Below are 26203 nucleotides of genomic sequence, written 5' to 3' on the forward strand. Positions count from 1 at the left end.
TCCTCCTAATTTGAAATATCGCTCATTAATTTCTTGGTATCGGCCAAGGTAAATGCAGAAACCAATGTAAATGCAAAAGCAATACAGCCTAAGATAAGATAGGTAAATTGGAAGCCATACTTATCGTATAAAGTTCCTATTGCAGGCGATAAAATCATATTGCCGATCTGTTTTGAAAAATTGCAACAAACCAGATAAATGGTCGCAGAAAAACGTACCTCAAACACCTCGGCGATATATTTGAAAACCCCGACCAAATAGAATGGTACTTCAAACATATGCAGTATTTTCAATACAACCACATGCCATGTTTCTGACGCAAAAGACGACCCCAAGATACGGATACTCATAATCGAGCCTGCAATTAATAACGCATTCTTTGACCCTATACGGTTAATCAGCAAAGGCACAAAAAACATAATTACCGCATTTAACAGTTCTCCGCCCGTCGTCACATAACCAAAGAATTTTACCCCCTGCTCTTTAGACTCAAAGAACATATTGAAGAAATTGCCGAATTGTTGGTCAAAAATATCGTAAATACAAGCAACTCCGACAATATAAGTCAATAGGGCCCAAAACCGGGGCAGGGAAAAAAGCCTTAAAGCCTGTTTTAATGTAATAGGGTTATTGTCCCCCTTTGAACCATTCTCTATTTGAGCCGCATTATTACCGTCTATTTTGGCAAGAAAAATAAGGACTAATAAAACAATGGCAGCGGCAGAACCAAGCCAAAAAACCACATTGGGTTGCGAGCTGTACAAATTGCCGGCGATAGAGGCACAAATTGCCCAACCCAACACCCCGAATAATCTTGTCCTGCCATATTCAAATCCATTTAACCGGCTGATACGTTCGACGTAGGCTTCCGATGCCGGCGATCCCGCTTGGAACACAAACCCCATATATGCGCCGCCCAGAATAACGCCCAGCCATAAATTGGTTTTCAATAATGGTGCAAAAACATAAATAAAAAATGGCGCATAGAAAAGAAGTGATATTGCAAGTATTAAAAGAAGGTGCTTCCGAATGCCTAATTTGTCTGATAAAAAACCTAAAACAGGCTGGAAAAGCAAAGCAAAGAGGGACATAAATGAAAAGACGTAACCGACCTCCTCACCCTTCAAACCATGGATATCGCCAAGCCAAATCCCCAAAAAAGGATAACAGGTCGCCATAATGAAGAAGAAAACAAAAAAATACGCACTAAAAATCCAATAATTGCCATTGGACAAATACTGCGATTTGGATGAAGTTTGATTATTCATCGTACACCTCTGCATTTTCAGTATCAGGACAATTTAAATATTAATTTATCATTCTTTTTAAATAATCACATTCATTATAAAACGTGACGTAAGCCGAAATATCAATGTTGAGATTTATTTCCCATAATTATGGTTCGCAAAACAGGGAAATTAACGTCGGCAATAAGAAAACCAATGATAGCAATCAATTCTGCAATGATTTAAAAATAATGCCGCTAAAAATATATTGGGTTTGGCAAGTATTGCTTTGATTATAATCAAGTATTTCTGTGATTATAATATTAAGGACGCTTAACTGCCACTCGGAGGATTATCCCTATAAACCTACGAGGTAGTCAAGGAAGTACCGGCTCCATCCGGCATTTGCCCGCATCAGGCGGCGGCATCGCCCGATATGCCGTCTGAAACACAAAAACCTCCCAAACCTGAAGGCAGGGAGGTTTTCTCTTTGCCGGGCATTATTGCTTATCGTGGAATTCGTGAAATTCATACTGATAAGACAAATCCTGTCCCGCCTTTTTCTGCATCAGGTAGTCATCATAAATGGCGCGGATTTCCTTACGCAGCAAGAATAAGGCAATCAGGTTGGGGATAACCATAAAGCCGTTGAACATATCGGACAGACTCCAAACCAAATCGACTTTGCCGAGCGTACCCAAAACGATGGCAAGCAGAACCAATGCGCGATAGATGCCCAAGTGTCTTCCCCTGAAAAGGAAGCGGATGTTGGACTCGCCGAAATAATACCAGCCGATGATAGTGGTAAAGGCAAAGAAAGTCAGACATACCGCAAGCAATTGCGAACCGAAGCCCGGGAATGCCTTGTTAAAGGCAAATTGAGTAACCGCCGCGCCCTGTTCGCCCGAAAGGTTGGCATCAGTCAGCAGGATAATCAATGCTGTAGCCGTACATACCAAAATCGTATCGATAAATACACCGACAAATGCCGCCATACCTTGCTGCACAGGATGCTTCACATCCGCAGTCGCGTGGGCGTGCGGAGTCGAACCCATACCTGCTTCGTTGGAAAACAGACCGCGCGCCACGCCGAAACGTATCGCTTCACGCATACCGATACCCGCAGCACCGCCTAATACGGCTTCGGGATTGAAGGCGGCGGTAAAGATGTGGTTGAACATCGGCACAATATGGTCGGAAAATTCAAACAGGATAACGACGGCGCACAAAATATAAACAACCGCCATAAACGGCACGACAAACTGGGCAATATTGGCAATACGGTTCACGCCGCCAATCACAACCATGCCCGCAAGGACGGCAAGCACAATACCGACTGCCAAAGAAGGTATATCAAATGCAATGGTAACGGCAGAAGCGATGGAATTGGCCTGTGTCGCATTGCCGATAAAGCCCAATGCGACAATCAGTGCGATGGAGAAAAAGCCCGACAGGAAACGCGCCGCGCCCCTGCCGATTTTCGGAGTCAGACCGTGCGTAATATAAAACGCCGGCCCGCCGATGTATTTGCCGTGGCTGACGACGCGGTATTTCTGCGCCAGCAGTGCCTCCGCAAAAATCGTGGACATCCCCAAAACGGCAGAAAGCCACATCCAAAAAATCGCGCCCGGCCCGCCTGCGGTAATGGCGGTCGCCACACCGGCGACGTTGCCCGTACCGATTTGCGCAGATATGGCAACCGCCAACGCCTGAAACTGCGATAAAGACTTATCGTCTTTATCGCCTTTGGCAAACAAGCCGCCGAATACGGATTTGAATCCCGCGCCAAACTTCAAAATCTGCGGCGCACCGAGATACAGCGTAAAAAACAGGCCGATACCCAAAAGGGCATAAATCAGCAGGTAGTCCCAAAGAAACCGATTGACTGTACCCACCAGAACAGACAATATATTTTCCATAAAATAAACCTTATCTTACGATTAAAATGACTGCTTTCCCAAAGACATTCCAATAAGGAAACACGGCGAGCAGACCGTATTTGCCGCAACAGATGCCTTCAATTGTCAACAATCGGGGAAAAGCTGTGCCATCATACCGTAAAATATCGTTAATTAAAATATTTCTTTATTTTAAGCGGAAAGCGGAGGAAATCGTTTTCAGACGGCATCGACAACGGCACGGCATAAAACAGGATATTTTGGGTACTTGCAACTTATGTTAAAATGCCGACCGTAAAAAATCTGACAAAAACAGATTAATTATTTGAAATAAGAAAGGAAATTTATGGCAGGCCATAGCAAGTGGGCGAATATCCAGCATAAAAAAGCCCGTCAGGATGCCAAACGCGGCAAAATCTTCACCCGTTTAATCAAAGAAATCACCGTTGCGGCGCGTATGGGCGGCGGCGACCCCGGCGCAAATCCGCGCCTGCGTTTGGCTTTGGAAAAAGCAGCCGAAAACAATATGCCCAAAGACAATGTGCAACGCGCCATCGACAAAGGCACGGGCAACTTGGAAGGCGTGGAATACATCGAGTTGCGCTACGAAGGCTACGGCATCGGCGGCGCGGCTTTGATGGTGGACTGCCTGACCGACAACAAAACCCGCACCGTTGCGGACGTGCGCCACGCGTTTACCAAAAACGGCGGCAACTTGGGTACCGACGGCTGCGTGGCGTTCAACTTCGTGCATCAGGGCTATTTGGTATTCGAACCCGGCGTTGACGAAGACGCACTGATGGAAGCGGCTTTGGAAGCCGGTGCGGAAGACGTGGTTACCAACGACGACGGTTCCATCGAAGTCATTACCGCGCCAAACGATTGGGCGGGCGTAAAATCCGCTTTGGAGGCGGCAGGTTACAAATCCGTTGACGGCGACGTTACGATGCGCGCCCAAAACGAAACCGAACTCTCCGGCGACGATGCCGTCAAAATGCAAAAACTGATTGACGCGCTGGAAGACTTAGACGACGTGCAAGACGTTTACACTTCCGCCGTATTGAATTTGGACTGATACGCAGCACAGCAGACATACAATAAAATGCCGTCTGAACCTTTCAGACGGCATTGATTTATTTAGCCCTTGCCCACGCCCACCAAACCGTCAGGACAACCGCCAGAAAATACGCCACGCTCCAAACAGGCAAAGCAATTCCCAGCAGATAATCCGGTTCGGCACAATTTCCGAACCCGCGCACGACAGGCTCGAACCAATCAAACAAAGGCCAGCCTTTCAAGCGGAACGTCCACGGCGCGCCGCACGAAGGAGCGGTTCCCGGCGGCAGCGACTGCAACCACAACTGATATGCCGCAACAGCCGCGCCCGTAACGGCGGGAATACTGATAAACACTGCGCCTGACAGTCCGCCCACCCTGCCCTTGGGCTTACACGCCAGCACAATTGCCGCACATAATGCGGTTGCCAAGACGCACAACCGCTGGCTGATACACAAAACGCAAGGCTCCATACCCAAAACATACTGTGCCGCCAAAGACCCGGCAAATGCACAGACCGAAACGGCAAACAGCAGCCAAACGGCTTTTCTAAATAACGGGGTCATTTTCTCAACACACCAATCAAAATACCGATATGCCGATTTTGCTGGATATATCCCGAGATGGCAAGGGACGAATCAACACCGGCGCAGGTACGGACGATTTCGGTTTTCCCGATATGCACAAGACCTGACAAGGGACAAAACGGCGATTTGCCCGCACAATGCCTGCAAAAAAATACATCCGGAGGTTTTGAATTTCGGCAAATTTAGCGAATCAAAAGCATCAGCTGATAAAGAAAAATCAAAAGTTTATTTTAATGAAAGCATATGATTTTTTTGAATAAGCGGATTGACGGGTTTTTGAAGGAATTTGTTACCGGATAGCCATCGGGCAAGTTTTTTTGCAAAATTTGAATCGGTCGGGTAAATTTTCAAAAAATAATTGACAGCGGATAAGAAACGGCGGATAATTCCCGCCGTTGAGTTGCTTGATGCAGCTTGATTTTTCTCCTCTATTTCTCCTTTGTAGACTTGGCACACATTCAACCGGATGTGTGCATTTTTTTATCTCCGCTTTTTTTGAAATTTAATTACTTTTATTGTTTGAAATTCCATTCTTTAAGAAATTTAACAAGAAAAACGCTTGCTTTTTGACCGGAAAAGCTGCATAATCCATTCCGTTAGCTGGTTCGAGTAGTCAGTTAATAGTTTCTCCTCTATTTCTCCTTTGTAGACTTGGCACACATTCTATTGAATGTGTGCATTTTTTTATCTGAAGCAACAAGCCTCTGTGCGTGATGTTGTTATGTTTCATTTAGGTGTCAAACCGCATATCCGGTCTGAAATATTCAATCCAAATCCAAAACCGGATTTTCTTTGACCTCCTCCATCACAACATAACTCCTACTCTCCGAAGCGGCAGGAAGTTGTAACAAAATATTGCCGAGCATATCCCGATAGGCAGACATATCGGGCAAACGTACTTTAATCAGATAGTCGTATTCGCCCGACACCAAGTGGCATTCCATAATTTGCGGAATTTTCAGCACTTCTTTTTTGAAATCTTCGAAAATATTGCCCGATTTGGATTGCAGCTTCAGCTCGACAAAAACCAATAGCGGTTTGCCCAACAGATGGGGATTGAGGTGGGCGTGATAGCCGGAAATATAATGTTCCCGCTCCAAACGGCGCACCCTCTCTGTAACGGGCGTGGTGGACAACCCTACCTTCTCGGCAAGCTCCGTCATCGGGATGCGGGCATTCTGTTGAAGGATCTTAAGGATGCGGAAATCGATTTTATCTAGTTCTTTCATTTGGATTGCCTTGTATTTATTATTGATTTTAACAAATAGAGTATAAATTTGGGAAAGCGATTATATCAGGAAAAGCAAACCGCCTTCCTACCTGAAAACTGCTGCTCCTGCTTGAAGACACAAGGGTCTTTAATATTTTAAAAGCCTTGCCGTTGGATTATAATTCCCTAATTGATTTCTTAATTTTGCTAATAAACACTTGTTTGGTAAGGAATGAATTTATGCGCCCTTTGAACGTGCAGATCAGGTTGGGCAACCTTAGGCACAATTATCGGATTTTGAAGGAAATGCACGGAGGCAAGCTGTTGGCGGTGGTCAAGGCGGATGCATACGGACACGGTGCGGTCAGATGTGCTTTCGCGCTGGCAGACTTGGCAGATGGTTTCGCCGTGGCGACAATCGATGAGGGAATCAGGCTGCGGGAGAGCGGCATTACCCATCCGATTGTCCTTTTGGAAGGCGTATTTGAAGCATCAGAGTACGAAGCGGTCGAACAATACTCGCTCTGGCCGGCAGTCGGAAACCAATGGCAACTTGAGGCTTTGCTTTCCCGCCATTGGAAAAAACCTGTCAAGGTCTGGTTGAAAATGGATTCGGGAATGCACCGTACCGGATTTTTCCCTCATGATTACGCTTCGGCATATGCGGCATTGAAACAGTCGGAATATGTGGACAGTATTGTCAAGTTCTCGCATTTCTCCTGTGCGGACGAACCTGAAAGCGGTATGACGGAAATACAGATGGAAGCATTCGATTTGGGTACGGAAGGGCTGGAAGGCGAAGAAAGCCTTGCCAATTCGGCGGCTATTTTGAATATCCCCGAAGCACGCAGGGATTGGGGGCGCGCGGGCTTGGCGTTATACGGCATTTCCCCGTTCGGAGGCAGCGATGACAGGCTGAAGCCCGTGATGAGGCTTTCAACCCGTATTTTCGGCGAACGCGTTTTACAGCCGCACTCCCCTATCGGTTATGGCGCAACATTTTATACCAGCAAATCTACGCGCGTCGGCCTGATTGCCTGCGGTTATGCGGACGGTTATCCGCGCCGCGCCCCAAGCAATTCCCCCGTCGCCGTCGACGGTAAATTGACCCGGGTCATCGGCAGGGTCTCTATGGATATGATGACCATCGAACTGGACGCTTCGCAAGAAGGTTTGGGACACGAGGTCGAACTGTGGGGCGATACGGTCAACATCAATACCGTTGCCGAAGCGGCCGGAACCATCCCTTACGAATTGATGTGCAATATCAAACGTGCAAAATTCACTTATATCGAGTAATCGGGCTCAAACAAAAATGCCGTCTGAAGCCTTTCAGACGGCATAAATGCGTTTTGACAAAATCAGTAAAAGACATTGCCAAATAGAAAATACTGATAATGCCCACAATCTGAAACCCCATCCTTCCCGCAAAAACGGAAAATCAAAATCAGAAACCTAAAATTTCATCATTCCCGCGCAGGCGGGAATCCGGTTTTTTGAGTTTCCGTCATTTCTGATAAATTCTCGTCGTTTTTCATTTCTAGATTCCCGCATGCGCGGGAATGACAAAATTAAAGTTTCAGAATTTATTTGAACAACAAACCAGATTCCCGCTTTCGTGGGGATGACGGCGGATAGGTTTTGTTGTTTCGGATAAATTCCTATTGTTTTTTTTGGTTTCCAGATTCCCACCTTTAAAAGAATGACGTAAGAAAGCAGAAATAAGGACACAGGGATTTTCTAAATTTGCAATATTCTTTTCTAAAGACATTTTACCCAATGCCCATAAACAAAAATGCCGTCTGAAGCCTTTCAGACGGCATTTCCCCATCAAAACCGTAATCAGTTTTTCATCGATTGAACCGGTGCGGGAATCCTGCCGCCCCGGTTGACGAACACTTCGCATGAGCCTTCTTTTACCGGCATCACAGGCGCGTAGCCCAACAGGCCGCCGAACTCGACGCTGTCGCCGACGGTTTTTCCGGTTACCGGAATAATGCGTACGGCAGTGGTTTTGCTGTTGATCATGCCGATGGCGGCTTCGTCGGCGATGATGCCGGAAATGGTGTGCGCGGGCGTGTCGCCGGGAACGGCTATCATATCCAAACCGACGGAGCAGACGGCGGTCATCGCTTCGAGTTTGTCCAGTGTCAACACACCGGCTTCAGCGGCGGCTATCATACCTTCATCTTCCGAAACAGGGATAAACGCGCCGCTCAAACCGCCGACCGAGCCGGAAGCCATCATACCGCCTTTTTTCACGGCATCGTTCAGCAATGCCAAAGCTGCTGTTGTGCCGTGCGTACCGCAGACGCTCAAACCCATTTCTTCAAGGATGCGCGCCACCGAGTCGCCGACGGCAGGGGTTGGGGCCAACGACAAGTCGAGAATACCGAACGGGATATTCAGCATTTTTGAGGCTTCGCGGCCGATAAGTTCGCCTACGCGTGTGATTTTGAAAGCGATTTTTTTCACGACTTCGGCAACTTCGGTCAAAGTCGTTGCATCCGAATTTTCCAACGCGGCTTTGACCACGCCCGGGCCGGAAACGCCGACATTAATCACAGCATCCGCTTCGCCCGAGCCGTGGAACGCGCCCGCCATAAACGGATTGTCTTCCACCGCGTTGCAGAACACGACGATTTTGGCGCAGCCGAAACCTTCGGGCGTGATTTCCGCCGTGCGTTTGACGGTTTCGCCCGCCAGCTTGACCGCATCCATATTGATACCGGCACGCGTACTGCCGATATTGATGGAGCTGCACACGATGTCGGTAGTTTTCATCGCTTCGGGAATGGAACGGATTAACACCTCGTCCGAAGGCGACATCCCTTTTTGCACCAGCGCGGAAAAGCCGCCGATAAAAGACACGCCGATGGCTTTGGCTGCCTTGTCCAAAGTCTGCGCCACGCTGACGTAAGAATCGGCTTTGGTCGCCGCCGCGATTTGGGCAATCGGCGTAACGGAAATGCGCTGATTCACAATCGGCACGCCGTATTTGGCGGAAAGGTGTTTCGCCGTTGCCACCAAGTCTTTGCCGACTGTGGTGATTTTGTTGTAAATGTTTTGGTTCAACACATTGATGTCGCTGCTGATGCAGTCGTGCAAATCGATGCCTATGGTAATGGTGCGCACGTCAAAGTTCTGGTCGGCAACCATTTTGACGGTTTCTAAAATTTCGCCGGATTGGATACTCATCACATTCCTCCGACTCAAATGCGGTGCATCGCTTGGAAGATTTCTTCATTTTGCATACGGATGTCGAGCGCGAGTTTTTTGCTCTCTTCCGCAAACAAATCCAAAACCTCCTGCCGCGATTTGGTGCATTTTGAAGTATCCACCAAAATAATCATCGTAAAAAAATCGTCCATCAATTGCTGGCTGATATTAAGAATGTTGATTTGGTTTTCCGCCAAAATTTTGGAAACATCGTACACAATGCCGACGCGGTCTTTGCCGATGACGGTGATGACTGAATTGTTCATAGGCTTACTCCTTGCAGATATGCATTAAATTCCGAAATTATACCACCGTCGGATTTTGAAGAATATTGTCAACAATATATCCATACAAAATGCCGTCCGAAGCCATTTCAGACGGCATCAAGATTCAGGGTTCGATTAAATAACCATCCTTATCCCACTGGGTTTTCCTGACCAACTTGTCATCCTGATAAACAGCCTCGCTCTTTTTAGAACCATCTTCATACCACTCCAAAACCACCCCGTTGCGTTTATGGTGGCGGATAGACAGCTCCGAGAGTAATCGGCCGCTTTCATCCCAAGTCAGAATCTTGACAGGTTCATCGTTGGCCATAACCATTTCCGTCTTGATACTGCCGTCGGCATACCATTGCTTCCATACGCCGTTTGCCTTATTTTGCTTAAACTGGATTTCGCTTTCCTTGCCGCCGTTACGGTAATAACGGTATCCCGTACCCTCACTCAAGCCATTTTTATAAGGCATAACGGCAGATTTTTTACCGTTCGGATACCAGTTGACCCATTCCCCGTCCGGCTTACCCTTACTGAAGCCCCCCGCCATTTTTTTCTGACCATTAAAATGCCACAAAATCAACATACCGTTTTGCAGGGTAGGCACAAAAGATTTGATTTGCGTTGAAGCAACGATATAAGGTTCAGAATATTTCTTCATCGACGGATAATAAAAATCCTGCGCGTGCGCAATACCCTCCGCCACACTATATTGCCTGATATAAGCCGCAGACGACATCGTCGCCGTCAGTTTCCCGTTCTGATTAAAATAAACAGAATAGGTCTGTGCCGGCAAAGCGGCCGAAAAACCCAACAGGACAATTGAAAATACAATCCGAGATAATTTTTTCATTGCAATAGCGATATAAAAACAATTAACTTATAAACAATATGGTAAGGATTTCTCTGCCAAGCGTCAAACCCGAGACAAGGTATCGTAAAAATGCCGTCTGAAAACAAATCGTCTTCAGACGGCATTCTCCTCCAACTCACTCTTCACCCAATAACTGCTCGCGCGTCAAGAGGAAAACAAAACCGTCGCCCCCGCTGGTTTCCAACCAAGTAAAAGGCAACTCCGGATACGCTGCTTCCAATACATCCCTGTTATGCCCGATTTCCACCAGCAATACACCTTTAGGATTCAGAAACTTTGCCGCATTCAGAAGAATCTGCCTGGTGGCATCCAATCCGTCCGCCCCGCTGCCCAATGCCAATTCCGGCTCGTGCAAATACTCTTCAGGCAAAGCCTCAACCGACTCTGCATCCACATAAGGAGGATTGGAAACAATCAAATCATAAGTGCCTGCCAGTCCCTCAAATAAATCGGTATGAATAAGCCGGATGCGTTCTTCCAGACCATAATCTTCAATATTGATCCCTGCAACTTCCAAAGCATCCAAGCTCACATCAACCGCATCAATTTGGGCATCAGGATAATGATGCGCCATCTGAATGGCAAGGCAACCGCTTCCAGTACAAAGATCCAAAGCATTATGCACCAGCTCATCGTATTCTATCCAAGGTCGAAGTCCGTCACCCAGCAATTCATAAATGAAGGAACGAGGTACGATTACCCGCTCGTCCACATAGAAATCAAACTCACCCTGCCAGGCCTGCCGCGTCAAATAAGCGGCAGGAATATGTTCGACAGCACGACGCTCAATAATCGCCAACACCTTCTCTTTTTCAGCTCTCAATAATCTTGCATCAAGATAAGGATCAAGAACATCTAAAGGCAAATTCAGCGTATGCAAAATCAAATAAGCGGCTTCGTCATAAGCATTATCACTGCCGTGACCAAAAAACAGCCCCTCTTCATTAAAACGACTGACTGCAAAACGTAGAAAATCGCGTACGGTAACCAACTCCCTCACCGCCCGGGTAGGCATCCTATCATCCATCTTCATATCGGCACCTATAATGGCAACCGGAATAAGGCCGGTTGCAAACCGCAGGATGTTCTTGGGAAGCAGCCGTTCAACAGCCCGCCATTAAGGACATCCCGTCCCATAAAAAAAGATACCGCCCACGGACGGCACTTTATCGGCACATACGCCCTATTTTTTAGCTGCGGGCGTTGCCGGTTTGGCGGGGGCCTTGGGCGCGGGCGCGCCGACCGAGGCCTGGTCCCTCAGCTTCGCCAGCACCGCGGGGCCGATACCCTTAACTTTCGTCAAATCGTCCACAGACTTAAACGCGCCGTTTTGCGCACGGTATTCCGCAATGGCCTTCGCCTTTGCAGGGCCTATCCCCGGCAGCGCCTCCAGCTCCTGCTGCGAGGCGGTATTGACGTTTACCGCCGCAAAGGAGAAGGCGCAGGAGAACAGCATACAGAACAGCACAAACATCTTCTTCATGGTTTTTCCTTTAAATAAAACCGCATCCTGCGGACGATAAAACGCGCCATTCTAAAATGAATATCCAAAAGTTTCAAGCCGTTCCTCCGCAAACCCGGCCGGACACCGTACGGACTCCGTCCCGCCATCCCCGACATTTTTTCCGGGCAAAGCAAAAACCCCCGGATTCCGGGGGTCTTCTGAATGGGTGTTTGGCAGTGACCTACTTTCGCATGGAAGAACCACACTATCATCGGCGCTGAGTCGTTTCACGGTCCTGTTCGGGATGGGAAGGCGTGGGACCAACTCGCTATGGCCGCCAAACTCAAACTGTTACAAATCGGTAAAGCCTTAATCAATATATTCGGTGATGACTGAATCAGCCGGTAAGCTTTTATCCCTTGAAGTTCTTCAAATGATAGAGTCAAGCCTCACGAGCAATTAGTATAGGTCAGCTTCACGCGTTACCGCGCTTCCACACCCCACCTATCAACGTCCTAGTCTCGAACGACTCTTTAGTGCGGTTAAACCGCAAGGGAAGTCTCATCTTCAGGCGAGTTTCGCGCTTAGATGCTTTCAGCGCTTATCTCTTCCGAACTTAGCTACCCGGCTATGCCACTGGCGTGACAACCGGTACACCAGAGGTTCGTCCACTCCGGTCCTCTCGTACTAGGAGCAGCCCCCGTCAAACTTCCAACGCCCACTGCAGATAGGGACCAAACTGTCTCACGACGTTTTAAACCCAGCTCACGTACCACTTTAAATGGCGAACAGCCATACCCTTGGGACCGACTACAGCCCCAGGATGTGATGAGCCGACATCGAGGTGCCAAACTCCGCCGTCGATATGAACTCTTGGGCGGAATCAGCCTGTTATCCCCGGAGTACCTTTTATCCGTTGAGCGATGGCCCTTCCATACAGAACCACCGGATCACTATGTCCTGCTTTCGCACCTGCTCGACTTGTCGGTCTCGCAGTTAAGCTACCTTTTGCCATTGCACTATCAGTCCGATTTCCGACCGGACCTAGGTAACCTTCGAACTCCTCCGTTACTCTTTGGGAGGAGACCGCCCCAGTCAAACTGCCTACCATGCACGGTCCCCGACCCGGATGACGGGTCTGGGTTAGAACCTCAAAGACACCAGGGTGGTATTTCAAGGACGGCTCCGCAGAAACTGGCGTCTCTGCTTCCAAGCCTCCCACCTATCCTACACAAGTGACTTCAAAGTCCAATGCAAAGCTACAGTAAAGGTTCACGGGGTCTTTCCGTCTAGCAGCGGGTAGATTGCATCTTCACAACCACTTCAACTTCGCTGAGTCTCGGGAGGAGACAGTGTGGCCATCGTTACGCCATTCGTGCGGGTCGGAACTTACCCGACAAGGAATTTCGCTACCTTAGGACCGTTATAGTTACGGCCGCCGTTTACCGGGGCTTCGATCCGATGCTCTCACATCTTCAATTAACCTTCCGGCACCGGGCAGGCGTCACACCCTATACGTCCACTTTCGTGTTGGCAGAGTGCTGTGTTTTTAATAAACAGTCGCAGCCACCTATTCTCTGCGACCCTCCGGGGCTTACGGAGCAAGTCCTTAACCTTAGAGGGCATACCTTCTCCCGAAGTTACGGTATCAATTTGCCGAGTTCCTTCTCCCGAGTTCTCTCAAGCGCCTTAGAATTCTCATCCTGCCCACCTGTGTCGGTTTGCGGTACGGTTCGATTCAAACTGAAGCTTAGCGGCTTTTCCTGGAAGCGTGGTATCGGTTGCTTCGTGTCCGTAGACACTCGTCGTCACTTCTCGGTGTTAAGAAGACCCGGATTTGCCTAAGTCTTCCACCTACCGGCTTAAACAAGCTATTCCAACAGCTTGCCAACCTAACCTTCTCCGTCCCCACATCGCATTTGAATCAAGTACAGGAATATTAACCTGTTTCCCATCGACTACGCATTTCTGCCTCGCCTTAGGGGCCGACTCACCCTACGCCGATGAACGTTGCGTAGGAAACCTTGGGCTTTCGGCGAGCGGGCTTTTCACCCGCTTTATCGCTACTCATGTCAACATTCGCACTTCTGATACCTCCAGCACACTTTACAATGCGCCTTCATCGGCCTACAGAACGCTCCCCTACCATACGTGCAAGCACGTATCCGCGGCTTCGGTTATAGATTTGAGCCCCGTTACATCTTCCGCGCAGGACGACTCGACCAGTGAGCTATTACGCTTTCTTTAAATGATGGCTGCTTCTAAGCCAACATCCTGGCTGTCTGGGCCTTCCCACTTCGTTTACCACTTAATCTATCATTTGGGACCTTAGCCGGCGGTCTGGGTTGTTTCCCTCTTGACAACGGACGTTAGCACCCGCTGTCTGTCTCCCGAGGAACCACTTGATGGTATTCTGAGTTTGCCATGGGTTGGTAAGTTGCAATAACCCCCTAGCCATAACAGTGCTTTACCCCCATCAGTGTCTTGCTCGAGGCACTACCTAAATAGTTTTCGGGGAGAACCAGCTATCTCCGAGTTTGTTTAGCCTTTCACCCCTATCCACAGCTCATCCCCGCATTTTGCAACATGCGTGGGTTCGGTCCTCCAGTACCTGTTACGGCACCTTCAACCTGGCCATGGATAGATCACTCGGTTTCGGGTCTACACCCAGCAACTCATCGCCCTATTAAGACTCGGTTTCCCTACGCCTCCCCTATCCGGTTAAGCTCGCTACTGAATGTAAGTCGTTGACCCATTATACAAAAGGTACGCAGTCACACCACTAGGGCGCTCCCACTGTTTGTATGCATCAGGTTTCAGGTTCTGTTTCACTCCCCTCCCGGGGTTCTTTTCGCCTTTCCCTCACGGTACTGGTTCACTATCGGTCGATGATGAGTATTTAGCCTTGGAGGATGGTCCCCCCATATTCGGACAGGATTTCACGTGTCCCGCCCTACTTTTCGTACGCTTGGTACCACTATTGAGATTTCGAATACGGGACTGTCACCCGCTATGGTCAAGCTTCCCAGCTTGTTCTTCTATCTCGACAGTTATCACGTACAGGCTCCTCCGCGTTCGCTCGCCGCTACTTGCGGAATCTCGGTTGATTTCTTTTCCTCCGGGTACTTAGATGGTTCAGTTCTCCGGGTTCGCTTCTCTAAGTCTATGTATTCGACTTAGGATACTGCACAGAATGCAGTGGGTTTCCCCATTCGGACATCGCGGGATCATAGCCTTATTGCCGGCTTCCCCGCGCTTTTCGCAGGCTTACACGTCCTTCGTCGCCTATCATCGCCAAGGCATCCGCCTGATGCACTTATTCACTTGACTCTATCATTTCAAGAACTTCTTTGACTTCGTCTGTCTACCCGTTGACTAGGGAAACAGACTTGAAATTCCTACTCTGATAAAGCTTACTGCTTGTTGTGCCTTAATCCTGCCTTTTGTGTTTCAGGATTAAGTCGATACAATCATCACCCAAATTCTGTGTTTGTCTTCTTTTCCCTCTCGGGAGATTTTTATCCTTTGCAAAGGGTAAAAATCAAAACAAACTCATTGTCTTTGTTTGTTGATTTCGGCTTTCCAATTTGTTAAAGATCGATGCGTCGTTATTTTACTCCGCAAATCAAAATAAGTTGCTATAAAATATAAAAAAATAAAAGCAACAGGATTACTTTGATTTGCAAAGTTTTGGTGGAGGCAAACGGGATCGAACCGATGACCCCCTGCTTGCAAAGCAGGTGCTCTACCAACTGAGCTATGCCCCCGTTATTGGTGGGTCTGGGAGGACTTGAACCTCCGACCCCACGCTTATCAAGCGTGTGCTCTAACCAGCTGAGCTACAAACCCGGATTCTCTTCTCAAGCGAACCTTGCCTTCACTCAAGCTTCTTCCGCATCTTTTCAGTTTACCGATAAGTGTGAATGCCTAAAGCCCCTTCTTTCTCTAGAAAGGAGGTGATCCAGCCGCAGGTTCCCCTACGGCTACCTTGTTACGACTTCACCCCAGTCATGAAGCATACCGTGGCAAGCGGCCTCCTTGCGGTTAGCCTACCTGCTTCTGGTATCCCCCACTCCCATGGTGTGACGGGCGGTGTGTACAAGACCCGGGAACGTATTCACCGCAGTATGCTGACCTGCGATTACTAGCGATTCCGACTTCATGCACTCGAGTTGCAGAGTGCAATCCGGACTACGATCGGTTTTGTGAGATTGGCTCCGCCTCGCGGCTTGGCTACCCTCTGTACCGACCATTGTATGACGTGTGAAGCCCCGGTCATAAGGGCCATGAGGACTTGACGTCATCCCCACCTTCCTCCGGCTTGTCACCGGCAGTCTCATTAGAGTGCCCAACTGAATGATGGCAACTAATGACAAGGGTTGCGCTCGTTGCGGGACTTAACCCAACATCTCACGACACGAGCTGACGACAGCCATGCAGCACCTGTGTTACGGCTCCCGAAGGCACTCCCCCGTCTCCGGAGGATTCCGTACATGTCAAAACCGGGTAAGGTTCTTCGCGTTGCATCGAATTAATCCACATCATCCACCGCTTGTGCGGGTCCCCGTCAATTCCTTTGAGTTTTAATCTTGCGACCGTACTCCCCAGGCGGTCGATTTCACGCGTTAGCTTCGCTACCAAGCAGTCAGGCTGCCCAACAGCTAATCGACATCGTTTAGGGCGTGGACTACCAGGGTATCTAATCCTGTTTGCTACCCACGCTTTCGGGCATGAACGTCAGTGTTATCCCAGGAGGCTGCCTTCGCCATCGGTATTCCTCCACATCTCTACGCATTTCACTGCTACACGTGGAATTCTACCTCCCTCTGACACACTCTAGCCACCCAGTTCAGAACGCAATTCCCGGGTTGAGCCCGGGGATTTCACATCCTGCTTAAGTAACCGTCTGCGCCCGCTTTACGCCCAGTAATTCCGATTAACGCTCGCACCCTACGTATTACCGCGGCTGCTGGCACGTAGTTAGCCGGTGCTTATTCTTCGGGTACCGTCATCAGCCGAGGGTATTAACCCCGACCTTTTCTTCCCCGACAAAAGTCCTTTACAACCCGAAGGCCTTCTTCAGACACGCGGCATGGCTGGATCAGGCTTGCGCCCATTGTCCAAAATTCCCCACTGCTGCCTCCCGTAGGAGTCTGGGCCGTGTCTCAGTCCCAGTGTGGCGGATCGTCCTCTCAGACCCGCTACTGATCGTCGCCTTGGTGGGCCTTTACCCCGCCAACCAGCTAATCAGATATCGGCCGCTCGGATAGCGCAAGGCCCGAAGGTCCCCTGCTTTCTTCCTCAGAAAATATGCGGTATTAGCTGATCTTTCGATCAGTTATCCCCCACTGCCCGGTACGTTCCGATATGTTACTCACCCGTTCGCCACTCGCCGGCAGTAGTGCAAGCACTACCCCGCTGCCGTCCGACTTGCATGTGTAAAGCATGCCGCCAGCGTTCAATCTGAGCCAGGATCAAACTCTTATGTTCAATCTCTAACTTTTTTAACTTCTGGTCTGCTTCAAAGAAACCGACAGGACAATGTTCAAAACATTATCTTGTCTGTCTTTCAAACAGTGTGAGGCCCAAGGCACTCACACTTATCGGTAATCTGTTTTGTTAAAGAGCGTTTGAACTGCTTCATCACCGCCGCTTCGTCAGCAGCGAAGACGCGAACTATACGCCCGAAGACGAATACGGTCAATGCTTTCAGCGGGATTTTTTGGGGAAATTCGTCATATCCCTGTCGGATAAGGTTTTTTATTTCTGCCAAATGCTGCGCCGCCTCCAAAAATCCCTTCCTCCCCCTCCTCTGACTGGTGCGCCTTTGTGAATATGCCGTCTGAAACTCGGGGCTTCAGACGGCATTTTGTATCCAAACGGTAACTAATGTATCCGTACTTTGTTATAGAATGGCTGCTGTTTTTTCTTCGTAATTAGAAATTGTCAAAATGGGCAAACATATTCTTTTAGGTGTAACGGGCAGTATTGCGGCGTATAAGTCTTGCGAGTTGGTGCGACTGCTGAAAAAACAGGGGCATTCGGTTACGGTGATTATGAGCCGCTCGGCAACTGAATTTGTTTCTCCACTGACTTTTCAGGCTTTGAGCGGCAATCCCGTTCTGACCGACACGCACGGCGGCAACGGTTCAAACGGTATGGAACATATCAACTTAACCCGGAATGCGGATGTTTTTCTGATTGCGCCGGCAAGTATGAATACCGTGGCAAAAATCTGTAACGGCGTGGCAGATAACCTACTGACCAATCTGGCAGCCGCACGGAAATGTCCTCTTGCCATCGCTCCCGCGATGAATGTGGAAATGTGGCTCAACCCTGCCAACCAACGGAATATCGCACAACTGGTTTCAGACGGCATTACTGTCTATATGCCGGGCTCGGGCGAACAGGCTTGCGGAGAAAATGGTATGGGAAGGATGCCGGAACCCGCAGAATTGCTGGATCTGCTTCCGGATTTATGGACACCGAAAATTTTAAAGGACAAGAAAATCTTGATTACCGCAGGTGCGACATTTGAAGCCATTGACCCTGTCAGGGGCATCACAAATATTTCCAGCGGGAAAATGGGCGTGGCTTTGGCGCGGGCGTGCCGTGCCGCCGGTGCGGAAGTCAGCCTGATTCACGGACAGCTTCAAACCGCGCTGCCTTTCGGCATATCCGATACAGTTCAAGCTGTCAGTGCCGAAGATATGCATCGCGCAGTGCATCGTTTAATCGACAAACAAGATGCTTTTATTTCTGTTGCCGCCGTCTCAGACTATAAGGTTAAAAACAGGAGTACGCAAAAATTCAAAAAAGATAAAAATGCCAAACCGTTATCCATCGAATTGGATGAAAACCCCGATATTTTGGCTTCTATTGCCTCATTGCCGAACCCGCCGTTCTGTATCGGTTTTGCCGCTGAAACGGAGAATGTATTGGCATATGCGCGGGAAAAACGCATTAAGAAAAAAATACCGGTGATAGTTGCCAATGATGTTTCAATCGCGATGGGCAAACCGACCAACCGGATTACCATTATCGGGGACGACGGGGAACTGTCTTTTCCCGAAACAAGTAAAGATGAAGCGGCAATGCGAATTGTTGAAAGGCTTGCCGTATATTTGAACAAATACGGGACAGATGAGGACAGCCACTAAAGATTTATGGAAAACCATTGAACGTGAACAAGTGCCCAAAAATCAATTTACTAATGAACAACTAACGAAGATTAAAGCAGGAAATGAAAAAATTCCTAGTTATACCTGGCATCATAATGCGCAAAGCCCTCCTAATAATATGCAGTTAATTCCTAATAGTATTCATAAAGCTGTTAGGCATACTGGTCAAAAATCCTTAAAGAAAGGTCAGTAAAAATGAGCAAACTATCAATATCATCAGATGAGGGATTGGTTCCAATAAGAACAATTCAACAATCTGCTGAAGATATAGGGGTTGTTTTTCCTGTTTCATATGTATCACTTCTTAGCAAACATGATCATTTATACCCTAAAGAAAATATTTTCAATTTTGTCAATCAATACGGTGAAAATGATGGAAGGGACATTTCATTTTTAGGGTATAAGCAAAATTTAGGCTATGAAGCTTAGACAAATACCCTCCATTTGAAGGCTATGTCTATCAAGATAGCTTACTCTGTGCCCGAATCAAGATTGAAGACAGGTATTTTAATCTTCCTCCGATTTACGATAAAGAGTACAGATAGTAATCGCATCAAGATTCGGATAGAGATACATAAATGTATATAAACAATAAGTGTTGAAACAATTATATCGGTGGTAGTGATGGACTGGAGAATCTCGCCCTTTGTAAAATGACTGTTCGAGACTAGACTGGAGGTTGCAATGGCAATAGACGGAGTAAAGATTATAGACAGCGATGATGCTTACGATATCTATAACACCATAGTGGGAAGATATAAAAACGGCGAAAATATTGCTAAGATAATCGAAGATATTTTAAATGATGAAAATAATTTTTGTATAGATGATTTTTATACTGAGATTTATTGGACAGCCTTTGCCTACTCCTTGTGGAAGATTGGACATTTACCAGAAGACATAAAAAATAAAACTCTCAAAATTATCGAAAAAGGAGCGGATAAGTTCTGGCTTGAAATTGACAGCAAAGCATTGAAACAAAGACAGAAAGTACTTGATAAACTAGCTATTCAGCTACAAAGTGTCAATCCGAAACCTCTTAAAGTTCCAAAAGCAAAAACAAAGAGGGAGCCGTACTTTAAGGTAGGAGATGTGCTTGTGGTTCAATTTGAAAATGAATACGGAGCCGGTTTTGTTTCAGCTCTCGACCAAAGTACGAGAAAAATAGAATATCACCTAGCCTTTACAAGGTTGCTACAAAAGAATAAGCCCACTATGACGGATTTTTTGAATAGCGAGATTGCTTGCAAGATGAATAATAGACAGTATGCTATTGATACTGACTGTTGGTTTAATCACAAGGATTTGGGGCTTTTACTAGATAAATTTGAGAAGATTGGTAAGGTCATATTAGAAGATTATGTTCTGTGGACTTTAGCACCTGCCTGCACCTTGGGTGATATCTATGAAGAAATCACAGCGAGTAAGAGAGCCCGAGGTCTTCGTTTTATGGAGACGTATAAATTGATAAAAGCTATGGAATAAATGAGGAAGATAAGGGTTTAGATGGGAAAGGAATCTGTTTCAAAGCATATCCTAGATTATACATCATGATTCTAGCTTATCTTTAAAATATAAATTTCTGTGAAATAGCTGATGTTAGTTCCTCTAAACTTCTAGTTTTAGCTAGAAGTTTTTTATATATAAAAATTTTACACATTTCTGAAGATATTTATAGCTATTCATGTATTGATGATGAATATGGGTATGCAAAAAAAGTAATTGCTTTTGGGATTTCAGCCAATGGCGATTATATCTGTTTTGATTACAGAAAATGCAATGAAAATCCATGTATCATTCTGATGTATCATGATGATTTTTATGAAGATGAGAATGGGGATACGAAAATGGTAACTAGCCATATTGCAGATAGTTTTGATGCCTTTTTGGATATGCTATATGAACTTTCAGATTAAGTGTGTAAGTTGAGTTGAAAACCCAACTAAATTAAAAAGATCGTCTGAAATCAGCAAGCCGTAGCCCATATGAAACCTAAACTCAACAAGTAGGATGTGTGCGGAACGCACGCATGCGCTTCTCAAGGTTTGAGCTAAGAGGCCGTCTGAAACAATAAATACAGTTTCAGACGGCTTTTCTTTTAACAAATCGTAACAGCAATCAGACAAAAGCAGCCCACCGCCACACCCATATCAGCAGCACGGCCGGCAAAACGATTATCCGAAGCGGCGGGGATACCACCCTCAAAGGTGCGCAGCTTATCGTCAAAAGCATACAGGCAGATAAGCAATTGAACGGATAAACCATAAAACGGGTTGCCTGTTAATCAAAAGGCAACCCGTTTTACCTGCTTCAACTTCTGATGACTTTGCGGATATATGGGATACTGTGCAGATTTTGAATAATCTGATTCAATTGTTCCAAATTCTTGACTTTCAATAAGAATTTGAATTCGACAAAACCTTCCGTTCCCGACTGGGATTTGGATGGTGTTTCAACCGATTCGATGTCCGCACCGGAATCGGAAATAGCTTGCGCCATTAATGCCAACAGGCCGTGGCTGTCTTCCGATTGGACTTGAAGCCCGACACGGTAGTTCTGCCCATTCATATTTTCCCAGTCTGCATCCAGCTGCTGTTCGGGATCGGACTTCAACAACGTCGGGCAGCTATCCCTATGGATAATCATGCCTTTTCCCTTAACCAACAGCAAACGGATGGAATCGCCGGGAACAGGGTGGCAGCACTCCGCGAAATGAATATTCCCGCTTTCCTGCCCATCGACTTTAATGGAACTGAGCCTGACCTCGCTGCCGAAATGCTCCCCTGCCAATTCGGCAATATGCATAGCGACATAAACAGGCAGGGTATGCCCCATACCGACGTTGTACAGCACTTCCTCAAATGAAGTCTGTTTATCGTTGAGATCGGCAAGGTATTTTTCTTTGATGCCGTCTGAAAGCAGGACATCTTTGGGCAGCAAACTGGACAGGGCTTTTTGTAAGAGGTTCTCTCCCAAAACGACCGCATCGTGCCGGTTAAGGTTTTTAATATATTGGCGTATGGCACTGCGCGCCCTGCCTGACACGGCGAAATTCAACCACGCGGGATTGGGTTTGGCGTGTTCGGATGTGATGATTTCAACAGAATCACCGGTTTTGAGCTTCGTACGCAGCGGCATCATCACATTATTGACACGCGCGGCAACGGTTTTATGCCCGATGTCGGTATGTACCGCATAAGCAAAATCGACAGGCGTTGCCCCTTTGGGCAAAGTTAGGATTTTTCCTTTTGGCGTAAGGATGTAGATTTCGTTCGGGAACAAATCGACTTTGACGTGTTCGAGAAACTCAATGGCATTGGCGCTGCTTGCCTGCAAATCTAAGATATTTTTCAACCATTGATTGGTGTGCAGCACCGCCTGATCGACTGTTTGGGAATCTGATTTATAGCTCCAATGTCCGGCGATACCGCCTTCGGCAACAGCATCCATTTCCCGCGTGCGTATCTGAACTTCAATCGGCAAGCCGTAAGGGCCGACCAAAGTAGTATGCAGGCTTTGATAACCGTTGCTTTTCGGAATGGCGATGTAGTCTTTGAACCTCCCGGGCTTGGGCTGATAAAGGGTGTGCAATGCGCCGAGTGCGGCATAACAGGCGGGAATGCTGTTGACAATGACGCGGAAACCGTAAATATCCATAACCTCGGCAAAGCGCAGCTTTTTCGCCATCATTTTCTGATGGATGCCGTACAGGTTTTTTTCCCTGCCTTTGATTTTGGCCTCTATATTCGCGCCTACCAGCCTCTGACCGAATGCGCGCAAGACTTTGCCGACAACGTCCTGCCGGTTCTTCCGGCTCTTGTCCATTGCTTTTTTTAAAGTCTCATAGCGGTTGGGATGAAGGTTTTGGAACGATAAATCCTGAAGCTCCTGATACGCATTATTCAGACCTATGCGGTTGGCAATCTGCGCGTAGATTTCGAGGGTTTCCCTTGCAATCCGGCGGCGTTTGTCCGGGCGCATCGAACCGAGCGTCCGCATATTGTGCAGGCGGTCGGCAAGTTTGACGACAATCACGCGCACATCTTTGGTCATTGCCAAAATCAGTTTGCGGAAACTCTCTGCCTGATGCTCCGCATGATCTTCAAATTTGAGTTTTTCGAGTTTGGACAGCCCGTCCACCATTTCGGCAACCGTATTGCCGAACACCGCCGCCATTTCCCCTTTTGTTACGCCCGTATCTTCCAATACGTCGTGCATCACGCCTGCACAAAGACCCTGTATGTCCATATGCCAAAGGGCAAGCTGCGTTGCAACGGCAATCGGGTGCGTGATGTAGGGCTCCCCGCTTTTTCGGGTTTGCCCGTCGTGGGCGTGAAATGCATAGGCAACAGCCTTCTCGAGCTCAACCTGTTCTTCAGGCTTGAGGTAGGAGGCGGTATGGAAAAGCAGGGCACGCGCTTCGGCAGTCAGGGGATCATAAGGGGCGGAAGGTTGGGGGGCGGGCATTTCAGACGGCTTTCGGGATGTATGTGTTTTTTCATTTCAAACCGTCGGACTGCACGGCGGCAGAATATGCCGGCGTGCGTTTCCGGCAGGATTTATTTATTGCGTGTCAGCAGTTCCGTACCGATATGCCCGGCGGCGATTTCCCTTAAGGCGGTAACGGTCGGTTTGTTATTGCGGACATCGTCCACAAGCGGCGTGTTGCCGTTCTCAAGCTGGCGGGCGCGGCGGACCGCTACCAATGTCAGGTCAAAATGGTTGGAAATTTTTCCGGTACAGTCTTCTGTGGTAATACGTGCCATATTATTTGCTTTCTTTCAAAAATATTTAAATTGGGAAACTGGGTATTTTCGCCGTTTTCTAGGAATTTTCCAACAAATCTGCAATAAATCCCAGTTGCCGCGACCTTTTCAGACGGCAGGCATTCACAATATGGAGCAAATCCTCCTCCGCCCGCGCCAAGTCGTCATTAACCACGACAAAGTCGAACAATACGGACTGTTCGATTTCATGCCTTGCCTTCGCAAGCCTCCTTTGGATAACTTCCCGACTGTCCGTCCCGCGTCCGTTGAGACGCGCGGCAAGCACATCGAAAGAAGGCGGCAGGATAAAGATACCGACGGCTTCAGGCAGCGCATCTCGAACCTGAGCCGCACCCTGAACATCGATTTCCAAAATTACGTCATAGCCTGCCGCCGCCAACGCATTCACACCCTCGGCGCTTGTGCCGTAATAGTTGCCGAATACGTCTGCGTATTCCAAAAAAGCCTCCTGCGCGATAAGCGACTCAAACTCTTCTTTGGAAACAAAGTGATAATGTACGCCGTTTGCTTCGCCTTCACGCGGCGGGCGCGTCGTGTGCGACACGGAAACGCGCAAACCGTTATGGTTTGCCAACAGCCGCGACACCAGCGTGGTTTTGCCCGTGCCGGAAGCGGCCGAAATGATAAAGATGTTGCCTTTTCGATAAGCGGACATATTTTTTACCTGTATATTTTCCAGCCGATTGTATCACAACGGACACCCGGTTTCCTATTTGCCGATGCCCATATTTTGCCGCTATTGTTTTGATTGATTTGGCAAGCGGCAGGCTGACGGCTACAATATGGCGTTAAAAACATCAAACTTGGAACACGCAATGCTGGTTCATCCCGAAGCTATGAGTGTCGGCGCGCTTGCCGACAAAATCCGCAAAATCGAAAACTGGCCGCAAAAAGGCATCTTATTCCACGACATCACGCCCGTCCTGCAAAGCGCGGAATACTTCCGCCTTTTGGTTGATTTATTGGTTTACCGCTATATGGATCAGAAAATCGACATCGTTGCCGGCTTGGACGCGCGCGGCTTCATTATCGGCGCGGCACTCGCCTACCAGCTCAACGTCGGCTTCGTCCCCATCCGCAAAAAAGGCAAGCTGCCTTTTGAAACCGTATCGCAAAGCTACGCGCTCGAATACGGGGAAGCTGTGGTGGAAATCCACACCGATGCCGTCAAACCCGGTTCGCGCGTGCTGCTGGTCGATGATTTGGTTGCCACGGGCGGCACGATGCTTGCCGGACTGGAGCTGATCCGCAAACTCGGCGGGGAAATTGTCGAAGCCGCCGCCATTTTAGAATTTACCGACCTTCAAGGCGGCAAAAATATCCGTGCAAGCGGCGCGCCCTTATTTACCCTGCTTCAAAACGAAGGCTGTATGAAAGGCTGAAAAACCGACCCTGCCGTCTGAAACCGGCAGGGTTGTTATGATGCGTTCAAATCACGCCCAAATCTTGCAAGCCCCTCAACACGCCGTCTTCATCAACGCCGGGGCAAACATATTTCGCCGCTTCTTTCGCCGCCTGTTCCCCGTTGCCCATTGCCACGCCGAACCCGACTTCAGACAGCATTTCCACATCGTTCAAACCATCGCCGAACGCCATCACGTCTGCCATTTCCAAACCCAATGCGCGCACCACGCTTCTGATGCCGTCTGTTTTCGACGCGCCCGCAGGCAGCAGATCGACCGCTTCCTCGTGCCAGCGCACCGTTTTCAAGCCTTCCCGTTCCACAATATCCGACCAGAGCGGCATTTCGTTTTCCTCCGCAAACACCAGCATCTGATACACCGGTTTGCTTGAAAAATAATCCTTATCGGCAAAAAAATCGCTGGCGATATGCTGCAAGGCGCGGCACACGCATTCCGACAGCGCGGACACGGCGATCCCCTCTCCGCCGACAAACGCATAATCCATGCCCAAGCCATCCAAATGCGCGCAAACCCTGCCCATCAAACCGGCATCCATCGGTACTTCGCGCACAGTTTTACCGTGCAGCAGCGCAAACTGTCCGTTTATCGTTACCACGGCATCCATACCCGTTGCCGCCATCATGTCCCTGACCTTTTCGGGAATCGTCGCCAAAGACCGCCCCGTTGCCAACGCCGTCAATATACCTTTGCCGCGCAAAGCCGCCACCGCCGTTTTCACGGAAGGGCGCAAGGTATCCGTATATTTTCGGTACAGCGTATCGTCAATGTCGAAAAACACGATTTTAGGATTCATCACATTCTCTCTCGCATTCAAACTGCCGCATTGTATCCCAAGCAGGCAAATCCTTGATAAATCCTTATAAATTTCCCGTCAAAATTGACCGCGAACACGAAAAGGCGGATAATCCGCCCATCTTCAAACACCCTTCAGACGGCATTTGCAGCAATGCCGTCTGAAACATTTTTACAAAGCACACAAATCATGTTTCAACACACAGGACGACACATAAAGCGTCGCCCTA

General features: G+C 48.1%; 19 protein-coding genes, 2 tRNA genes, 3 rRNA genes and 3 pseudogenes. 9 read left to right on the forward strand and 18 right to left on the reverse strand.

The window, feature by feature from the left end:
• Nucleotides 1-5 precede the first annotated feature (5 nt).
• The gene (locus tag FGL10_RS05620) at nt 6-1268 is read right to left on the reverse strand and encodes an MFS transporter (protein WP_003709169.1); all 1263 of its coding nucleotides are present in this window, start codon (nt 1266-1268) and stop codon (nt 6-8) included.
• Nucleotides 1269-1726: 458 nt separating this feature from the next.
• The gene (locus tag FGL10_RS05625) at nt 1727-3145 is read right to left on the reverse strand and encodes an alanine/glycine:cation symporter family protein (protein WP_003709173.1); all 1419 of its coding nucleotides are present in this window, start codon (nt 3143-3145) and stop codon (nt 1727-1729) included.
• A gap of 325 nt (nt 3146-3470) precedes the next feature.
• On the opposite strand from FGL10_RS05625, the gene FGL10_RS05630 reads away from it, so the two are divergent.
• Nucleotides 3471-4199 carry a YebC/PmpR family DNA-binding transcriptional regulator gene (locus tag FGL10_RS05630; protein WP_002212681.1) on the forward strand — a complete coding sequence of 243 codons (729 nt, stop codon included), beginning with the start codon at nt 3471-3473 and terminating at the stop codon, nt 4197-4199.
• Between the two features lie 58 nt (nt 4200-4257).
• Here FGL10_RS05630 and FGL10_RS05635 read toward each other — a convergent pair whose 3' ends face one another.
• Complete coding sequence (locus FGL10_RS05635; RefSeq protein ID WP_003709179.1) at nt 4258-4746, reverse strand: disulfide bond formation protein B; 489 nt, start codon at nt 4744-4746, stop codon at nt 4258-4260.
• Between the two features lie 785 nt (nt 4747-5531).
• Complete coding sequence (locus tag FGL10_RS05650) at nt 5532-5996, reverse strand: Lrp/AsnC ligand binding domain-containing protein (RefSeq protein ID WP_002216720.1); 465 nt, start codon at nt 5994-5996, stop codon at nt 5532-5534.
• A gap of 221 nt (nt 5997-6217) precedes the next feature.
• Between FGL10_RS05650 and alr the strand changes: the two genes are divergently transcribed.
• A complete protein-coding gene (gene alr, locus FGL10_RS05655; RefSeq protein ID WP_003709184.1) occupies nt 6218-7276 on the forward strand; it encodes an alanine racemase in 1059 nt (352 codons plus the stop codon).
• Nucleotides 7277-7819: 543 nt separating this feature from the next.
• On the opposite strand, the gene FGL10_RS05670 is transcribed toward alr, so the two are convergent.
• The 10 genes and pseudogenes from FGL10_RS05670 to FGL10_RS05715 form a co-directional block, all read right to left on the reverse strand.
• Nucleotides 7820-9175, reverse strand: coding sequence for a PFL family protein (locus tag FGL10_RS05670; RefSeq protein WP_003709189.1), 1356 nt, complete (start codon nt 9173-9175; stop codon nt 7820-7822).
• Nucleotides 9176-9189: 14 nt separating this feature from the next.
• Nucleotides 9190-9462, reverse strand: coding sequence for an ACT domain-containing protein (locus FGL10_RS05675; RefSeq protein WP_003680574.1), 273 nt, complete (start codon nt 9460-9462; stop codon nt 9190-9192).
• Nucleotides 9463-9586: 124 nt separating this feature from the next.
• The gene (locus FGL10_RS05680) at nt 9587-10324 is read right to left on the reverse strand and encodes a toxin-antitoxin system YwqK family antitoxin (RefSeq protein WP_003709195.1); all 738 of its coding nucleotides are present in this window, start codon (nt 10322-10324) and stop codon (nt 9587-9589) included.
• Nucleotides 10325-10460: 136 nt separating this feature from the next.
• Nucleotides 10461-11360 carry a 50S ribosomal protein L3 N(5)-glutamine methyltransferase gene (gene prmB, locus FGL10_RS05685; protein WP_036469764.1) on the reverse strand — a complete coding sequence of 300 codons (900 nt, stop codon included), beginning with the start codon at nt 11358-11360 and terminating at the stop codon, nt 10461-10463.
• Nucleotides 11361-11528: 168 nt separating this feature from the next.
• Nucleotides 11529-11983: pseudogene (locus FGL10_RS05690) on the reverse strand (helix-hairpin-helix domain-containing protein).
• 34 nt (nt 11984-12017) lie between these two features.
• Nucleotides 12018-12131, reverse strand: a 5S ribosomal RNA gene (gene rrf, locus FGL10_RS05695).
• A gap of 96 nt (nt 12132-12227) precedes the next feature.
• A 23S ribosomal RNA gene (locus tag FGL10_RS05700) occupies nt 12228-15119 on the reverse strand.
• 361 nt (nt 15120-15480) lie between these two features.
• Nucleotides 15481-15556: transfer RNA gene (locus tag FGL10_RS05705), tRNA-Ala, on the reverse strand.
• A 5-nt stretch (nt 15557-15561) separates the two neighbouring features.
• Nucleotides 15562-15638: transfer RNA gene (locus FGL10_RS05710), tRNA-Ile, on the reverse strand.
• 100 nt (nt 15639-15738) lie between these two features.
• Nucleotides 15739-17279 (reverse strand): 16S ribosomal RNA (locus FGL10_RS05715).
• The 16S, 23S and 5S rRNA genes sit together here with 2 tRNA genes alongside, the layout of an rRNA operon.
• 461 nt (nt 17280-17740) lie before the next feature.
• Between FGL10_RS05715 and coaBC the strand changes: the two genes are divergently transcribed.
• The 6 genes and pseudogenes from coaBC to FGL10_RS12560 form a co-directional block, all read left to right on the forward strand.
• A complete protein-coding gene (coaBC, locus tag FGL10_RS05730; RefSeq protein ID WP_003706808.1) occupies nt 17741-18949 on the forward strand; it encodes a bifunctional phosphopantothenoylcysteine decarboxylase/phosphopantothenate--cysteine ligase CoaBC in 1209 nt (402 codons plus the stop codon).
• Entirely contained in the window at nt 18933-19163 is a 231-nt protein-coding gene (locus FGL10_RS05735; protein WP_003706810.1) for an HNH endonuclease, read from the forward strand. Before coaBC ends, FGL10_RS05735 begins: the two co-directional genes overlap by 17 nt.
• A 2-nt stretch (nt 19164-19165) precedes the next feature.
• Nucleotides 19166-19393: pseudogene (locus FGL10_RS05740) on the forward strand (SMI1/KNR4 family protein); the annotation flags it as partial.
• A 261-nt stretch (nt 19394-19654) separates the two neighbouring features.
• Nucleotides 19655-20455 (forward strand): hypothetical protein, encoded by an 801-nt coding sequence (locus FGL10_RS05745; protein WP_003706812.1) that lies wholly within the window; start codon nt 19655-19657, stop codon nt 20453-20455.
• 104 nt (nt 20456-20559) lie between these two features.
• Nucleotides 20560-20886 carry an SMI1/KNR4 family protein gene (locus FGL10_RS05750; RefSeq protein WP_487042752.1) on the forward strand — a complete coding sequence of 109 codons (327 nt, stop codon included), beginning with the start codon at nt 20560-20562 and terminating at the stop codon, nt 20884-20886.
• Nucleotides 20887-21104: 218 nt separating this feature from the next.
• A pseudogene (locus tag FGL10_RS12560) lies at nt 21105-21212 on the forward strand (hemagglutinin repeat-containing protein); the annotation flags it as partial.
• Nucleotides 21213-21280: 68 nt separating this feature from the next.
• Here the strand turns inward: FGL10_RS12560 and FGL10_RS05760 are convergent.
• The 3 genes from FGL10_RS05760 to gmk all read right to left on the reverse strand — a co-directional run bounded on the left by FGL10_RS05760 (nt 21281) and on the right by gmk (nt 24412).
• The gene (locus FGL10_RS05760; RefSeq protein ID WP_003706821.1) at nt 21281-23437 is read right to left on the reverse strand and encodes a RelA/SpoT family protein; all 2157 of its coding nucleotides are present in this window, start codon (nt 23435-23437) and stop codon (nt 21281-21283) included.
• A gap of 92 nt (nt 23438-23529) precedes the next feature.
• Nucleotides 23530-23736, reverse strand: coding sequence for a DNA-directed RNA polymerase subunit omega (gene rpoZ, locus FGL10_RS05765; protein ID WP_003706823.1), 207 nt, complete (start codon nt 23734-23736; stop codon nt 23530-23532).
• A gap of 58 nt (nt 23737-23794) precedes the next feature.
• Complete coding sequence (gmk, locus tag FGL10_RS05770) at nt 23795-24412, reverse strand: guanylate kinase (protein ID WP_003706825.1); 618 nt, start codon at nt 24410-24412, stop codon at nt 23795-23797.
• 127 nt (nt 24413-24539) lie between these two features.
• On the opposite strand from gmk, the gene FGL10_RS05775 reads away from it, so the two are divergent.
• Nucleotides 24540-25139 (forward strand): adenine phosphoribosyltransferase, encoded by a 600-nt coding sequence (locus FGL10_RS05775; protein WP_003706827.1) that lies wholly within the window; start codon nt 24540-24542, stop codon nt 25137-25139.
• Between the two features lie 46 nt (nt 25140-25185).
• Here the strand turns inward: FGL10_RS05775 and FGL10_RS05780 are convergent, their stop codons facing one another.
• Nucleotides 25186-25974, reverse strand: coding sequence for a Cof-type HAD-IIB family hydrolase (locus FGL10_RS05780; RefSeq protein ID WP_003706833.1), 789 nt, complete (start codon nt 25972-25974; stop codon nt 25186-25188).
• Nucleotides 25975-26203: the final 229 nt, after the last annotated feature.

Origin of the sequence: Neisseria lactamica (assembly GCF_901482445.1) — a bacterium.
Taxonomy (GTDB): Bacteria; Pseudomonadota; Gammaproteobacteria; order Burkholderiales; family Neisseriaceae; genus Neisseria; species Neisseria lactamica.